Genomic DNA, 13,597 nt, shown 5'->3' with positions numbered 1-13,597 from the left:
GATTAGCCAGCCAATCTTTTGTATGTCTGTACGTTTCCATTTGAGTATCCTGAAAACGGGCTTTTCAGCATGGTGCGTACATATTAAATAGTAGGAGTGCATAGTGGCCCGTATAGCAGGCATTAACATTCCTGATCAGAAACATGCTGTGATCGCATTAACTTCGATCTACGGCATCGGCAAGACCCGTTCTAAAGCCATCCTGGCTGCAGCGGGTATCGCTGAAGATGTTAAGATCAGTGAGCTGTCTGAAGGACAAATCGACACGCTGCGTGACGAAGTTGCCAAATTTGTCGTTGAAGGTGATCTGCGCCGTGAAATCAGCATGAGCATCAAGCGCCTGATGGATCTTGGTTGCTATCGCGGTTTGCGTCATCGTCGTGGTCTGCCAGTGCGCGGTCAGCGTACTAAGACCAACGCACGTACCCGTAAGGGTCCGCGCAAACCGATCAAGAAATAATCGGGGTGATTGAATAATGGCAAAGGCACCAGTTCGTGCACGTAAACGTGTAAGAAAACAAGTCTCTGACGGCGTGGCTCATATCCATGCTTCTTTCAACAACACCATCGTTACTATTACTGATCGTCAGGGTAACGCATTGGGTTGGGCAACAGCCGGTGGTTCCGGTTTCCGTGGTTCTCGCAAATCCACTCCGTTCGCAGCTCAGGTTGCAGCAGAGCGTTGCGCTGAAGCCGTAAAAGAATACGGCATCAAGAATCTGGAAGTTATGGTTAAAGGTCCGGGTCCGGGTCGTGAATCTACTGTTCGCGCTCTGAACGCCGCTGGTTTCCGCATCACGAATATTACTGATGTGACTCCGATCCCTCATAACGGTTGTCGTCCGCCGAAAAAACGTCGCGTATAACGCTCGTTTTTTAGGTTAGTTGGAGATAGAAAATGGCAAGATATTTGGGTCCTAAGCTCAAGCTGAGCCGTCGTGAGGGCACCGACTTATTCCTTAAGTCTGGCGTTCGCGCGATCGATACCAAGTGTAAAATTGAACAAGCTCCTGGCCAGCACGGTGCGCGTAAACCGCGTCTGTCTGACTATGGTGTGCAGTTGCGTGAAAAGCAAAAAGTTCGCCGTATGTACGGTGTGCTGGAGCGTCAGTTCCGTAACTACTATAAAGAAGCAGCACGTCTGAAAGGCAACACAGGTGAAAACCTGCTGGCTCTGCTGGAAGGTCGTCTGGACAACGTTGTATACCGTATGGGCTTCGGCGCTACTCGTGCTGAATCACGTCAGCTGGTTAGCCACAAAGCAATCATGGTAAACGGTCGTGTTGTTAACATCGCTTCTTATCAGGTTAAAGCGAATGACGTTGTTAGCATTCGTGAGAAAGCGAAAAAGCAATCTCGCGTGAAGGCCGCTCTGGAGCTGGCTGAGCAGCGTGAAAAGCCAACCTGGCTGGAAGTTGATGCTGGCAAGATGGAAGGTACGTTCAAGCGTCAGCCTGAGCGTTCTGATCTGTCTGCGGACATTAACGAACACCTGATCGTCGAGCTTTACTCCAAGTAAAGCTTAGTACCAAAGAGAGGACACAATGCAGGGTTCTGTGACAGAGTTTCTAAAACCGCGCCTGGTAGATATCGAGCAAGTGAGTTCGACGCACGCCAAGGTGACCCTTGAGCCTTTAGAGCGTGGCTTTGGCCATACTCTGGGTAACGCACTGCGCCGTATTCTGCTCTCATCGATGCCGGGTTGCGCGGTGACCGAGGTTGAGATTGATGGTGTACTTCATGAGTACAGCACCAAAGAAGGCGTTCAGGAAGATATCCTTGAAATCCTGCTCAACCTGAAAGGGCTGGCGGTGAGAGTTCAGGGTAAAGATGAAGTTATTCTTACTCTGAATAAATCTGGCATTGGCCCTGTGACTGCAGCCGACATCACCCACGACGGTGATGTTGAAATCGTCAAGCCGCAGCACGTGATCTGCCACCTGACCGATGAGAACGCAGCTATTAGCATGCGTATCAAAGTTCAGCGCGGTCGTGGTTATGTGCCGGCTTCTGCCCGAATTCATTCGGAAGAAGATGAGCGCCCAATCGGCCGTCTGCTGGTCGACGCATGCTACAGCCCTGTAGAGCGTATTGCCTACAATGTTGAAGCAGCGCGTGTAGAACAGCGTACCGACCTGGACAAGCTGGTCATCGAAATGGAAACCAACGGCACAATCGATCCTGAAGAGGCGATTCGTCGTGCGGCAACCATCCTGGCAGAACAACTGGAAGCTTTCGTTGACTTACGTGATGTACGTCAGCCAGAAGTGAAAGAAGAGAAACCAGAATTCGATCCGATCCTGCTGCGCCCTGTTGACGATCTCGAATTGACTGTCCGCTCTGCTAACTGCCTCAAGGCAGAAGCTATCCACTATATCGGTGATCTGGTACAGCGTACCGAGGTTGAGTTGCTGAAAACGCCGAACCTGGGTAAAAAATCTCTTACCGAGATTAAAGACGTGCTGGCTTCACGTGGTCTGTCTCTGGGCATGCGCCTGGAAAACTGGCCACCGGCAAGCATTGCTGACGAGTAACCGGATCACAGGTTAAGGTTTTACTGAGAAGGATAAGGTCATGCGCCATCGTAAGAGTGGTCGTCAACTGAACCGCAACAGCAGCCATCGCCAGGCTATGTTCCGCAACATGGCAGGTTCACTGGTTCGTCATGAAATCATCAAGACGACCCTGCCTAAAGCGAAAGAGCTGCGTCGCGTAGTTGAGCCGCTGATTACTCTTGCCAAGACTGACAGCGTTGCTAATCGTCGTCTGGCATTCGCCCGTACTCGTGATAACGAGATCGTGGCAAAACTGTTTAACGAACTGGGCCCGCGTTTCGCGAGCCGTGCCGGTGGTTACACTCGCATTCTGAAGTGTGGTTTCCGTGCAGGCGACAACGCGCCGATGGCTTACATCGAGCTGGTTGATCGTTCAGAGAAAGCAGAAGCTGCTGCAGAGTAATCTGCAGTAACGTAAAAAAACCCGCCTCGGCGGGTTTTTTTATATCCGCATTATCCCCACTTCTCTACAATACCTGTATCAATTTTGTTCATCCCCTGGAGCTGATGATGTGGTTGCTTGATCAATGGGCAGAACGCCATATTCGCGATGCCCAAAATAAAGGCGATTTCGACAATCTTCCCGGGAGCGGCGAACCTCTTGAACTTGAAGATGATTCGCATATTGCGCCTGAACTCCGGGCTGGATACCGTTTGCTAAAAAATGCTGGCTGCCTCCCGCCCGAGCTTGAGCAGCGCAGAGAGGCTGTTGAACTTGTCGATCTGCTAAAAGGGATCCGTCAGGACGATCCTCGACATAAAGAACTTAGCCGCAGGCTTGCTCTGATAGAGCTCAAGCTGCGCCAGGCAGGAATGAGCACGGAATTCCTGCATGGGGAATACGGTGAAATATTGATGAAGAAGATAAACGAGGAGTAGCGATGTACCGTATCGGTGAACTTGCAAAGCTCGCGAACGTAACGCCGGACACTATCCGATATTACGAAAAGCAGCAGATGATCGATCATGAGGTACGCACGGAAGGCGGCTTTCGGCTTTATACCGATAACGATCTGCAACGTCTGAGATTCATACGCTACGCCCGACAGCTTGGCTTCACGCTCGATTCGATCCGCGAGTTATTATCGATCCGTATCGATCCTGAGCATCACACTTGTCAGGAATCCAAAAGCATCGTGCAAGCCCGGCTTGATGAAGTTGAAGCCCGTATTCTGGAACTGCAAGCCATGCAGCGCTCTTTGCAAAGGTTAAATGATGCCTGCTGCGGAACGGCTCATAGCAGTATTTATTGTTCAATTCTGGAAGCCCTTGAACAGGGAGCCAGTGGAGAAACTCGGGGATGTTGATTTTTAATCTACTCGGGTCTAGACTTCCGTCGTCATAAACCATGCTCAGGAGAAATTATGAGCCGCTATCAGCACACGAAGGGACAAATTAAAGATAATGCCATCGAGGCTTTACTTCACGACCCGCTTTTTCGACAGCGCGTTGAAAAGAATAAAAAAGGAAAGGGGAGTTATCTGCGTAAAGACAAACATGCAAAACGGGGTAACTGGGAGGCCAGTGGCAAGCAAGCGAATCGCTTATTTACCACTGGCCTTCCTGTTTTTAACTGCTGATTAAACGCGGTTATTCTGCTCTTTTAACAGATCGCGAATTTCACTCAGTAACACTTCTTCTTTCGTTGGTGCAGGCGCTGCTGCAGGCTCTTCTTTTTTACGGTTGAGCCGGTTAATCAGCTTGATAGCCATAAAGATAGCAAACGCCACAATCACGAAATCAAATACGTTCTGGATAAACACGCCGTAGTGCATTACAACTGCCGGGATATCACCCTGGGCTTCACGCAGCGTGAACGCGAACTGTTTGAAATCAATGCCCCCGATTAGCAGCCCTAAAGGTGGCATGATGATGTCCGCTACTAATGATGAAACAATCTTGCCGAATGCCGCACCAATAATGACACCCACTGCCAAATCAACCACGTTCCCGCGCATCGCAAATTCGCGAAATTCTTTAATAAAACTCATTATGTTCTCCTTGTGCCAGCTGACGACTATAAGTTTAACAAATGATTAGCCAATTGCCATTCGGGATAATTAAACGTTATGAAAATAAAAGGCACAGAAATAAAGAGGGTAAAGTGCGGGGGCTCTATTGAGAGCCCCGACGTATTAAAGGAAGAATGGACTAGGCTGGAATAAACGTTCGACGTCGGTAATAAATTTTTTATCGGTAAGGAACATAATTACGTGGTCGCCTTGCTCAATACGCAAATTATCATTGGCGATCATAACGTCATTCCCGCGCACTACGGCGCCGATAATAGTGCCCGGCGGCAGCTTAATTTCGTCGATGGCGCGGCCCACAACGCGTGACGTGGTTTCATCTCCATGAGCTACCGCTTCAATGGCTTCTGCCACCCCGCGACGCAGAGATGAAACGCCGACAATGTCCGCTTTACGTACATGGCTCAGCAGAGCGGAAATGGTCGCCTGCTGCGGTGAAATGGCAATATCAATAACGCTGCCCTGAACCAGGTCGACATACGCCTTGCGCTGGATAAGCACCATGACCTTCTTTGCTCCCATACGTTTGGCGAGCATGGCGGACATAATATTCGCCTCGTCATCGTTCGTGACGGCAATAAAGAGATCAACTTGATCAATATGCTCTTCAGCCAATAATTCCTGATCCGACGCGTCGCCATAAAATACGATCGTATTTTGCAGTTTTTCCGCCAGCTCAGAAGCACGCTGTTGATCGCGCTCGATCAATTTCACGCTGTAGTCTTTTTCCAGCCTTCGCGCCAGGCCCGCGCCGATATTGCCACCGCCGACCAGCATAATGCGTTTATAAGGCTTTTCGAGACGCTGCAACTCACTCATCACCGCACGAATATGCTGAGAGGCCGCAATGAAGAAGACCTCATCCCCCGCTTCGACAATCGTGGAGCCTTGAGGACGAATAGGTCTGTCGTGGCGGAAAATGGCGGCGACGCGCGTATCGATATGCGGCATGTGCTCACGCATTGTGGAAAGCGCATTGCCGATCAACGGGCCGCCGTAATAGGCCTTAACGACGGCAAGACTGACCTTACCTTCGGCAAAGTTCACCACCTGCAGTGCGCCTGGATATTCGATCAGACGATAGATATTGTCGATAACCAGCTGTTCTGGCGCGATGAGATGGTCAATAGGAACCGCTTCTGAATTAAAGAGCTTCTCAGCATCGCGGACATAGTCCGGAGAACGGATGCGCGCGATTCGGTTAGGGGTGTTGAAAAGCGAGTAGGCCACCTGACAGGCCACCATATTGGTTTCGTCAGAACTGGTCACCGCAACGAGCATGTCTGCATCGTCGGCGCCTGCCTCGCGTAGCACGCGCGGGTGTGAGCCATGGCCCTGCACAACGCGAAGGTCAAATTTGTCCTGTAAAACGCGCAGACGATCCCCGTTGGTATCAACGATTGTGATGTCGTTGTTTTCGCCAACCAGGTTTTCCGCCAGCGTTCCGCCCACTTGTCCTGCGCCCAGAATGATAATTTTCATATCTCGTGACCTGTTCTCAACATCACTCTTTGATTAGCTTAGCGTAAAAGAAGCCATCGCCTTCTTCCGCGCCCGGCAGGTTTTGCAGACCCGGGCATTCAGGCGTTCCCGTATCGCGCAGCGCTGCGTCCGGGGTACGTTTAAGGAAGGCCGCGATTTGCTGGCTGTTTTCTTCTGGCAGTACGGAGCAGGTTGCATACACCAGCGTGCCGCCGGGTTTAAGATGTGGCCAGATTGCATCAAGTATGTCCGATTGCAGTTGGGCAAGTTCCTTGATATCGCGATCGCGGCGCAGCCACTTGATATCCGGATGGCGACGAATCACGCCTGTTGCAGAGCAGGGCGCATCCAGCAAAATGCGGTCAAACTGGGTTTCACCACACCATTCTGCGGGCTTGCGTCCGTCGCCCTGCTTAACCTGAGCCTTCATGCCCAGACGCTTGAGGTTGTCGTAGACGCGTGACAGGCGCTGCTCATCGACATCCACGGCCATTACGCTGGCCTGCGGAGCCACTTCAAGAATGTGCGTTGTTTTTCCGCCAGGCGCGGCGCAAAGATCGAGGATCTGTTCCCCGTTTGCTGGTTCAAGCCAGGTCATGCAACCCTGAGCCGAGGCATCCTGTACGGTCACCCAGCCTTCATCAAAACCAGGTAAAGCATGTACCGGTGCAGGGGAGGCTAAACGCACGGCATCCGGATAGGCTGCATGCGTGAATCCACTCATTCCGGTTTCTTCCAGTAATGCCAGCCATGCGTCACGGGTGTGGTGATTACGGTTGACGCGTAACCACATCGGTGGGCGTTGATTATTCGCTTCGGCAATGTTTTGCCATTGCTGCGGATACGCTTTTTTAAGGCGATTCAGCAGCCAGTCCGGGTGCAGAAAACGTGTTTCGCTTTGTGCAAATTCAGCCAGTAGCTCATCCTGCTGACGCTGGAACTGACGCAGTACGCCGTTGATCAGCCCTTTCAACTGAAGGCGTTTAATCGCAACGGCACCTTCCACCGTTTCAGCCAGCGCGGCGTGAGGTGGAATGCGGGTATGAAGAAGCTGATAAAACCCCACCATAATCAAATAATGTACGGTGCGCTGTTTGCCTGTCATTGGGCGCGACATCAGCTTATTAATGAGCCACTCAAGCTGAGAAAGGGTGCGCAGGACACCAAAGCAGAGTTCCTGGAGCAGAGCTTTGTCTTTATCAGATACCTTTTGTTGCAGGGGAGGCAGGATGTTACTCAATGACTGGCCCTGCTCGATAACCTGCTCAACGGCTTTGGCCGCCATACTGCGTAGATTTTGTTTTTTCATAACTATAAAAATAAAAATGCCCGGAAACACCGGGCTTTAAGCATATATTGGATTAGGCAAGACGATTACCCGGTATAAACCATTCGCGACGGGAATTTAATAGATCCTGAGCGCTCATGGCTTTCTTACCGGCCGGTTGCAGCGATTCAAGATTCAGGATCCCTTCTGCTGTCGCAACCTGGATACCGTTCTTGCTGGCGTCGATAATCGTGCCGGGTTCAGCAGCCGTATTGCCATTAATGACTGACGCTTTCCAGACTTTCACTGGCTGCTCATCAATCTCCATCCAGCTCATCGGCCACGGATTAAAAGCGCGGATGCAGCGTTCAAGTTGAGCGGCAGACAAGGACCAGTCGAGCCGGGCTTCTTCTTTACTCAGTTTTTCAGCATACGTCACCAGCGCCTCATCCTGAACTTCCGGTTTCGCCGTATTGTCAGCAAGCTGCTGCAGCGTCTCGATAAGCCCTTGCGGACCGAGGCCTGCAAGTTTGTCATACAGCGTAGCGCTGGTATCGTCTGCAGTAATAGGGCACGCCAGTTTATGCAGCATGTCGCCAGTGTCTAAACCTACGTCCATCTTCATGATTGTGACGCCGGTTTCAGCATCCCCCGCCCACAGGGAGCGCTGGATAGGTGCCGCACCACGCCAGCGCGGGAGCAAGGAGCCGTGCACGTTGATACAACCCAGGCGAGGCATATCAAGCACCGCTTTTGGCAGAATTAAACCGTAAGCCACCACGACCATTACGTCGGCGTTCACGTCAGCAACCAGCTGCTGATTTTCCTGAGGGCGTAAGGATGCGGGCTGGAAAACAGGAAGCCCATGCTCTTCTGCCAGCACCTTTACCGGGCTCGGCATCAGTTTTTTACCGCGTCCAGCTGGACGGTCCGGCTGGGTAAAGACGCCGACAACCTGGTGACCAGAAGATAACAGCGCGTCAAGATGACGCGCTGCAAAATCAGGGGTTCCCGCGAAGATAATACGTAGTGTTTTAGACACGATGATCCTTGTATCCGGGGGGACGTTATGCGCGAGAGCGCAAACGATCCAGTTTCTCTACTTTTTGACGAATACGCTGCTGTTTCAACGGCGAGAGGTAATCGATAAACAGCTTACCGACCAGGTGATCCATCTCATGCTGAATGCAAATTGCCAGCAGGTCATCTGCTTCCAGTTCGAACGGATTACCGTCACGATCCAAAGCGCGAATTTTCACTTTTTCGGCACGTGGCACCAAAGCGCGCTGTTCCGGAATAGAAAGACAACCTTCCTCAATGCCCGTTTCACCGCTCTTCTCAAGCAATTCAGGGTTGATCAGCACCAGACGCTCATCGCGATTTTCAGAAACGTCGATCACGATAATACGTTTGTGAATGTCTACCTGCGTCGCCGCCAGGCCAATGCCTTCTTCGGCGTACATGGTATCGAACATATCATCAACGATACGCTGGATTTCTGCATTCACTTCTTTAACCGGTTCAGCGACGATGCGAAGGCGCTCGTCCGGAATATGTAACACTTGCAAAACTGCCATAAATTTCCAGAGTCGTGTTCAGGAGTTGATAAGAATATTACTTCTATTCTAGACAAATCCCGGGTCGATTGACAGCATCAGTGACCAATCGCAATGATTGCGCAGGCCGCTTATGGCAGGGGGAAAGGATGACGTCTATCGAGATATGGCTACGGCTAATACACACAGGTTCATTATGTGGCGATGGAATGCTGGAAGCGGCTGCACGGCTGCACAAGCAAAAAAATATCGATGCTTCCGCTGTCAGAGACGCCGGGCTGTCAGCAAAACAGGCTGAACGGTTCTTTGCCCCAGATGAGGGTGAGCTGGAGCGTAGTCTGGTGTGGCTTGAGCAGCCGGGAAATCATTTATTGACGGCAACCCATCCGCTTTATCCTCCTTTACTTCGAGCAATTCCTGATTATCCCGGTGCATTATTCGTAAAAGGTAACCCTGAAACGCTTAATGCTGCCCAGCTGGCGGTCGTAGGTAGCCGTGCGCCGTCATGGTATGGAGAACGATGGGGGAAAATTCTGTGCGAACAACTTTCGCAAAGTGGTTTCACAATCACCAGCGGACTGGCCTGCGGTATAGATGGTGTTGCTCACAACGCCGCGCTGTCTGTAAAAGGGCGTAGCGTGGCCGTACTGGGGAACGGCCTGTTTAGCATTTATCCCCGTCGGCATCAGGCGCTGGCTATGCGGCTTATCGAAGCTGACGGGGCGATAGTGTCTGAGTTCCCTCTTTCGGCGCAGCCCCGGCCGGCAAACTTTCCGCGTCGTAATCGAATCATCAGCGGGCTTAGCCAGGGTGTATTGGTCGTTGAAGCGGCAGTGCGAAGCGGCTCGCTGGTCACTGCACGATGCGCGCTCGATCAGGGGAGGGAGGTTTTCGCCTTACCCGGCCCGATTGGTAACCCGGGGTGTGAAGGACCACACTGGCTGATAAAGCAGGGTGCGACGCCGGTAACAGAAGCGCGGGACATTCTTGAAAATTTGCAATATGGCTTGCAATGTCTGCAGGAAGATCCCGAAAAGCGACATTATTCATCAGATCAGGGAAAGGTGGCATTGCCATTTCCCAAGCTCCTGGCTAACGTAGGAGATGAGGTAACACCTGTTGACGTTGTCGCTGAACGTGCCGGCCAACCTGTGCCAGTAACGGTAGCACAGCTACTCGAACTGGAGTTAGCAGGGTGGATCGCAGCTGTACCCGGCGGCTATGTCCGATTAAGGAGGGCATGCCATGTTCGACGTACTGATGTATTTGTTTGAGACTTACATCCATAACGAAGCAGAAATGCGAGTGGATCAGGACAAATTGACACAGGATCTTACCGATGCGGGGTTTGAGCGGGAAGATATCTATAATGCGTTGATGTGGCTGGAAAAACTGGCTGATTATCAGGAAGGCCTCGCCGAACCGATGCAGCTTGCTTCTGACCCGTTGTCAGTACGCATTTATACCGCAGAAGAGTGTGAAAGGCTGGACGCCAGCTGCCGGGGATTCATCTTATTCCTTGAGCAGATTCAGGTGCTGAACCTCGAAACGAGAGAAATGGTGATAGAGCGTGTCATGGCGCTGGATACGGCAGAATTTGAACTGGAAGATCTGAAATGGGTGATTCTGATGGTTCTGTTTAATATCCCGGGCTGTGAAAATGCCTATCAGCAAATGGAAGAATTACTCTTTGAAGTGAATGAAGGTATGCTGCATTAATTCTATGTGTAGCACCAAGAGTTGTTATGGCCAAATCAGCACTATTCACGGTGCATAAAAATGAGCCCTGCCCGCAGTGCGGGGCTGAACTTGTTATTCGGTCCGGGAAACACGGCCCGTTTCTCGGTTGTTCACACTATCCGGAATGTGATTATGTCCGTCCTCTGAAAAGCCAGGCGGATGGACATATCGTCAAAATTCTGGAAGGACAGCTATGTCCTCTTTGTGGTGGTGAACTAGCGCTACGTCAGGGCCGTTTCGGCATGTTTATTGGCTGTAGCCGTTATCCGGAATGTGAGCATACGGAACAAATTGATAAGCCTGATGAAACGGCGATTGCGTGTCCTCAGTGTCAGCGCGGTCAGCTGGTACAGCGCCGTTCCCGCTATGGTAAGACCTTCCATTCCTGCGATCGCTACCCTGAATGCCAGTTCGTTATCAATTTCAAACCGGTAGCGGGCGTCTGCACTCATTGCAACTATCCGCTACTTATCGAGAAGAAAACGGCGCAAGGTGTGAAACGCTTCTGCGCCAGCAAACAATGTGGAAAGCCGGTAACGGCGGATCAAAATAGTGAATAATAACCTGCCATCAGGCTCCATTGCGCATGCTGTGGACGTGCTGAAAAATGAAAAAGTCATCGCCTATCCAACTGAAGCTGTTTTTGGGGTCGGTTGCGATCCTGACAGCGAGACGGCTGTGAGCCGCCTGCTTGCCTTAAAACAAAGACCCGTAGAGAAAGGGTTGATTTTGATAGCTGCGAATTACGAGCAGCTTAAGCCCTACATTGATGACTCTATGCTGACACCGGCGCAGCGCGAGACTATTTTCTCCGCATGGCCAGGACCGGTGACCTTTGTTTTCCCGGCGCAGCCGACAACACCGCGCTGGCTGACCGGACGCTTTGATTCCCTCGCCGTTCGCGTCACCGATCATCCTCTGGTGGTTGAGCTTTGCCTGGCATTTGGTAAACCGCTGGTCTCAACCAGCGCCAACCTGACCGGATTGCCACCTTGTCGTACAACTGAAGAAGTGCTGGCACAGTTCGGAAATGACTTCCCGGTTGCTGTTGGAGAGACGGGAGGACGCCTGAATCCGTCTGAAATTCGCGACGCTTTGACCGGCGAACGTTTTCGCCAGGGGTAATCTCATGGAAACCTATGCTGTTTTTGGTAATCCGATCGCACACAGCAAGTCACCGCTGATCCATCAGCAATTTGCGGAGCAGCTGCAGATAAATCATCCCTATGGCCGCGTACTGGCACCGGTAGATGCATTTATTCCAACGCTTGAGGCTTTTTTCGCAGCAGGTGGCAAAGGTGCGAATGTGACGGTTCCTTTTAAAGAGGAAGCTTTCGAACGTGCTGATGAACTGACCGAGCGCGCTTCTCTTGCTGGTGCAGTAAATACCCTAAAACGGCTTGAGGACGGACGTCTTCTGGGCGACAACACCGACGGAATAGGTTTGCTGAGCGATCTGGAACGACTGTCGTTTATTAAACCTGGGTTCCGGGTCCTGCTGATTGGTGCGGGTGGCGCATCGCGGGGAGTACTGTTACCTCTGCTTTCTCTGGACTGTGCGGTGACCATTACCAACCGAACTTTTTCCCGGGCAGAAGCGCTGGCGGCGTTGTTTGCGCATACCGGCAGCGTAAGTGCGGTAGCGCTTGACGATCTTGCCGAACGTGAGTTCGATCTTGTCATTAATGCCACATCCAGCGGCATCAGTGGCGAGATCCCGGCGATCCCCGCTTCGCTGGTCAGCGCGCACATGTACTTCTATGACATGTTCTATCAGAAAGGGAATACGCCCTTCCTGAACTGGTGCGAACAACACGGTGCGAAACAGTTAGCCGATGGGCTGGGAATGCTGGTGGGGCAGGCTGCGCATGCGGTACTGCTCTGGCACGGGGTGTTGCCTGCAGTCGAGCCGGTCATTGAAAAGCTAAAGCAGGAGCTTTCGGCGTGAATCAGGCTATTCATTTCCCGGACAGAGAGAGCTGGGATGAGCATAAGCAGGCGGTCTGTTTTCCGGTGCTGGTGCAGGGTATGCAGCTTACCTGTGCCATCCATGGAGAAGCGCTGTTACATCGTTTTGGCGGCACAGACCCGATAGCCGTTTTTTGCGAAAATCGCTGGGATCTGGAAGAGGAAGCCAGCGATTTAATCCGCGAGCAGCAGGAAGACGATCAGGGTTGGGTTTGGTTATCCTGATCCAAATAGTCATTCTTCCATTTTACGTAGTTGTTCGCCGAGTATTTTAATCCTTCGATCTCTGCCTCCTTCAGGGGGCGGATCTGTTTTACCGGGCTTCCCAGATAGAGATAACCACTTTCCAGACGTTTGTTCTGCGGAACCAGGCTACCGGCCCCAATCATTACGTCTTCTTCTACTATCACGCCATCCAGCAAAATCGATCCCATGCCAACAAGCACCCGATTACCGATAGTGCAGCCGTGAAGCATCACTTTATGTCCGACGGTAACATCTTCTCCAATGATGAGGGGATTGCCCTCCGGGTTATAAGAGGATTTGTGCGTAACATGCAGAACGCTACCGTCCTGAATATTGGTACGGGCACCGATCGACACATAATTTACATCTCCCCTGATGGCGACGAGCGGCCAGATACTGACGTCATCGGCCATTCGGACATCACCAATGACCACGCTGGTGGCATCGATCATCACGCGATCGCCTTTTTGGGGGAACAGATCTTTATAAGGGCGTAACACTGCAGACATAACTACCTCTAAGGATGAGCGCTATACGGAAGACTTGATCATATTATTGGATCGAGGCAAGGCAAAATGCGTCAATATTTAAGCAGAACGGGCGGGATTTCAGCGAAAAGCGCGGAAAATCAGCAGTCGAAAAAAAAGATCTAAAAAACACTTGTGCTAAAAATTGGGATCCCTATAATGCGCCTCCATCGACACGGCGGATGTGAATCACTTCACAGTTAACCCGGTCGGTTGAAGAGAAAAA

The 13,597-nt window shown here is 51.5% G+C and carries 20 protein-coding genes; 14 read left to right on the top strand and 6 right to left on the bottom strand.

Translation table 11 applies throughout. The annotated features are described in order from the left end of the window. Positions 1–103 precede the first annotated feature (103 nt). The 8 genes from rpsM to IM299_RS22055 all read left to right on the top strand — a co-directional run bounded on the left by rpsM (position 104) and on the right by IM299_RS22055 (position 4,135). Positions 104–460: a 30S ribosomal protein S13 gene (gene rpsM / locus IM299_RS22090; protein WP_013099021.1), complete on the top strand. Its 357-nt coding sequence runs from the start codon at positions 104–106 to the stop codon at positions 458–460. A 16-nt stretch (positions 461–476) separates the two neighbouring features. After that, the gene (gene rpsK / locus IM299_RS22085; RefSeq protein ID WP_003863312.1) at positions 477–866 is read left to right on the top strand and encodes a 30S ribosomal protein S11; all 390 of its coding nucleotides are present in this window, start codon (positions 477–479) and stop codon (positions 864–866) included. A gap of 32 nt (positions 867–898) precedes the next feature. Beyond that, positions 899–1,519, top strand: coding sequence for a 30S ribosomal protein S4 (gene rpsD / locus IM299_RS22080; RefSeq protein WP_004868345.1), 621 nt, complete (start codon positions 899–901; stop codon positions 1,517–1,519). A 25-nt stretch (positions 1,520–1,544) separates the two neighbouring features. Beyond that, positions 1,545–2,534, top strand: a complete 990-nt coding sequence (gene rpoA, locus IM299_RS22075; RefSeq protein WP_002919219.1) for a DNA-directed RNA polymerase subunit alpha — start codon at positions 1,545–1,547, stop codon at positions 2,532–2,534. 40 nt (positions 2,535–2,574) lie between these two features. Next, positions 2,575–2,958, top strand: coding sequence for a 50S ribosomal protein L17 (rplQ, locus tag IM299_RS22070; protein WP_001216368.1), 384 nt, complete (start codon positions 2,575–2,577; stop codon positions 2,956–2,958). Between the two features lie 107 nt (positions 2,959–3,065). Then, positions 3,066–3,434: a DUF1992 domain-containing protein gene (locus IM299_RS22065; RefSeq protein ID WP_045630324.1), complete on the top strand. Its 369-nt coding sequence runs from the start codon at positions 3,066–3,068 to the stop codon at positions 3,432–3,434. 2 nt (positions 3,435–3,436) lie between these two features. Then, positions 3,437–3,862: a Zn(2+)-responsive transcriptional regulator gene (gene zntR, locus IM299_RS22060; RefSeq protein ID WP_047363713.1), complete on the top strand. Its 426-nt coding sequence runs from the start codon at positions 3,437–3,439 to the stop codon at positions 3,860–3,862. Between the two features lie 57 nt (positions 3,863–3,919). Then, on the top strand, positions 3,920–4,135 hold the full coding sequence (locus tag IM299_RS22055; RefSeq protein WP_045630326.1) for an alternative ribosome-rescue factor A: 216 nt from the start codon (positions 3,920–3,922) through the stop codon (positions 4,133–4,135). On the opposite strand, the gene mscL is transcribed toward IM299_RS22055, so the two are convergent. The 5 genes from mscL to def form a co-directional block, all read right to left on the bottom strand. Beyond that, positions 4,136–4,546 carry a large-conductance mechanosensitive channel protein MscL gene (gene mscL / locus IM299_RS22050; protein ID WP_028014631.1) on the bottom strand — a complete coding sequence of 137 codons (411 nt, stop codon included), beginning with the start codon at positions 4,544–4,546 and terminating at the stop codon, positions 4,136–4,138. A 144-nt stretch (positions 4,547–4,690) separates the two neighbouring features. After that, positions 4,691–6,067 (bottom strand): Trk system potassium transporter TrkA, encoded by a 1,377-nt coding sequence (gene trkA, locus IM299_RS22045; RefSeq protein ID WP_014885463.1) that lies wholly within the window; start codon positions 6,065–6,067, stop codon positions 4,691–4,693. Between the two features lie 22 nt (positions 6,068–6,089). Then, the gene (rsmB, locus tag IM299_RS22040; RefSeq protein ID WP_193358109.1) at positions 6,090–7,376 is read right to left on the bottom strand and encodes a 16S rRNA (cytosine(967)-C(5))-methyltransferase RsmB; all 1,287 of its coding nucleotides are present in this window, start codon (positions 7,374–7,376) and stop codon (positions 6,090–6,092) included. A gap of 52 nt (positions 7,377–7,428) precedes the next feature. Next, positions 7,429–8,376 (bottom strand): methionyl-tRNA formyltransferase, encoded by a 948-nt coding sequence (fmt, locus tag IM299_RS22035; protein ID WP_193358108.1) that lies wholly within the window; start codon positions 8,374–8,376, stop codon positions 7,429–7,431. Between the two features lie 25 nt (positions 8,377–8,401). Next, a complete protein-coding gene (gene def, locus IM299_RS22030; RefSeq protein WP_006812188.1) occupies positions 8,402–8,911 on the bottom strand; it encodes a peptide deformylase in 510 nt (169 codons plus the stop codon). Between the two features lie 128 nt (positions 8,912–9,039). On the opposite strand from def, the gene dprA reads away from it, so the two are divergent. From dprA to IM299_RS22000, 6 genes are read left to right on the top strand one after another with little or no spacing between them, the layout of a single operon-like run. Continuing rightward, positions 9,040–10,164 carry a DNA-protecting protein DprA gene (dprA, locus tag IM299_RS22025; protein ID WP_059355522.1) on the top strand — a complete coding sequence of 375 codons (1,125 nt, stop codon included), beginning with the start codon at positions 9,040–9,042 and terminating at the stop codon, positions 10,162–10,164. After that, positions 10,136–10,609, top strand: a complete 474-nt coding sequence (gene smg, locus IM299_RS22020; protein WP_008503477.1) for a DUF494 family protein Smg — start codon at positions 10,136–10,138, stop codon at positions 10,607–10,609. The genes dprA and smg overlap by 29 nt, the downstream gene beginning before the upstream one ends. A gap of 26 nt (positions 10,610–10,635) precedes the next feature. Further along, positions 10,636–11,190 (top strand): type I DNA topoisomerase, encoded by a 555-nt coding sequence (locus IM299_RS22015; RefSeq protein ID WP_060571878.1) that lies wholly within the window; start codon positions 10,636–10,638, stop codon positions 11,188–11,190. Then, positions 11,183–11,755 (top strand): L-threonylcarbamoyladenylate synthase type 1 TsaC, encoded by a 573-nt coding sequence (tsaC, locus tag IM299_RS22010; RefSeq protein ID WP_045630331.1) that lies wholly within the window; start codon positions 11,183–11,185, stop codon positions 11,753–11,755. The genes IM299_RS22015 and tsaC overlap by 8 nt, the downstream gene beginning before the upstream one ends. 4 nt (positions 11,756–11,759) lie before the next feature. Continuing rightward, a complete protein-coding gene (gene aroE / locus IM299_RS22005; RefSeq protein WP_028014625.1) occupies positions 11,760–12,578 on the top strand; it encodes a shikimate dehydrogenase in 819 nt (272 codons plus the stop codon). Further along, on the top strand, positions 12,575–12,823 hold the full coding sequence (locus tag IM299_RS22000; RefSeq protein WP_028014624.1) for a DUF1488 domain-containing protein: 249 nt from the start codon (positions 12,575–12,577) through the stop codon (positions 12,821–12,823). The genes aroE and IM299_RS22000 overlap by 4 nt, the downstream gene beginning before the upstream one ends. On the opposite strand, the gene IM299_RS21995 is transcribed toward IM299_RS22000, so the two are convergent. Then, a complete protein-coding gene (locus IM299_RS21995) occupies positions 12,799–13,353 on the bottom strand; it encodes a gamma carbonic anhydrase family protein (RefSeq protein ID WP_028014623.1) in 555 nt (184 codons plus the stop codon). The two genes, IM299_RS22000 and IM299_RS21995, sit on opposite strands and share 25 nt — an antisense overlap. Positions 13,354–13,597 lie beyond the last annotated feature (244 nt).

It is taken from the genome of Enterobacter cloacae complex sp. P47BA, from assembly GCF_014930485.1.
GTDB lineage: Bacteria > Pseudomonadota > Gammaproteobacteria > Enterobacterales > Enterobacteriaceae > Enterobacter > Enterobacter bugandensis.
This window is presented reverse-complemented; position numbering and strand designations above follow the sequence as displayed.

What these genes read in the sequence shown, in the direction of transcription:
- rpsK (WP_003863312.1), top strand. Translation starts at nt 477, where the DNA reads ATGGCAAAGGCACCAGTTCGTGCACGTAAACGTGTAAGAAAACAAGTC.
- rpsD (WP_004868345.1), top strand. Translation starts at nt 899, where the DNA reads ATGGCAAGATATTTGGGTCCTAAGCTCAAGCTGAGCCGTCGTGAGGGC.
- rpoA (WP_002919219.1), top strand. Translation starts at nt 1,545, where the DNA reads ATGCAGGGTTCTGTGACAGAGTTTCTAAAACCGCGCCTGGTAGATATC.
- rplQ (WP_001216368.1), top strand. Translation starts at nt 2,575, where the DNA reads ATGCGCCATCGTAAGAGTGGTCGTCAACTGAACCGCAACAGCAGCCAT.
- IM299_RS22065 (WP_045630324.1), top strand. Translation starts at nt 3,066, where the DNA reads ATGTGGTTGCTTGATCAATGGGCAGAACGCCATATTCGCGATGCCCAA.
- zntR (WP_047363713.1), top strand. Translation starts at nt 3,437, where the DNA reads ATGTACCGTATCGGTGAACTTGCAAAGCTCGCGAACGTAACGCCGGAC.
- IM299_RS22055 (WP_045630326.1), top strand. Translation starts at nt 3,920, where the DNA reads ATGAGCCGCTATCAGCACACGAAGGGACAAATTAAAGATAATGCCATC.
- mscL (WP_028014631.1), bottom strand. Translation starts at nt 4,546, where the DNA reads ATGAGTTTTATTAAAGAATTTCGCGAATTTGCGATGCGCGGGAACGTG.
- trkA (WP_014885463.1), bottom strand. Translation starts at nt 6,067, where the DNA reads ATGAAAATTATCATTCTGGGCGCAGGACAAGTGGGCGGAACGCTGGCG.
- rsmB (WP_193358109.1), bottom strand. Translation starts at nt 7,376, where the DNA reads ATGAAAAAACAAAATCTACGCAGTATGGCGGCCAAAGCCGTTGAGCAG.
- def (WP_006812188.1), bottom strand. Translation starts at nt 8,911, where the DNA reads ATGGCAGTTTTGCAAGTGTTACATATTCCGGACGAGCGCCTTCGCATC.
- dprA (WP_059355522.1), top strand. Translation starts at nt 9,040, where the DNA reads ATGACGTCTATCGAGATATGGCTACGGCTAATACACACAGGTTCATTA.
- smg (WP_008503477.1), top strand. Translation starts at nt 10,136, where the DNA reads ATGTTCGACGTACTGATGTATTTGTTTGAGACTTACATCCATAACGAA.
- IM299_RS22015 (WP_060571878.1), top strand. Translation starts at nt 10,636, where the DNA reads ATGGCCAAATCAGCACTATTCACGGTGCATAAAAATGAGCCCTGCCCG.
- aroE (WP_028014625.1), top strand. Translation starts at nt 11,760, where the DNA reads ATGGAAACCTATGCTGTTTTTGGTAATCCGATCGCACACAGCAAGTCA.
- IM299_RS21995 (WP_028014623.1), bottom strand. Translation starts at nt 13,353, where the DNA reads ATGTCTGCAGTGTTACGCCCTTATAAAGATCTGTTCCCCCAAAAAGGC.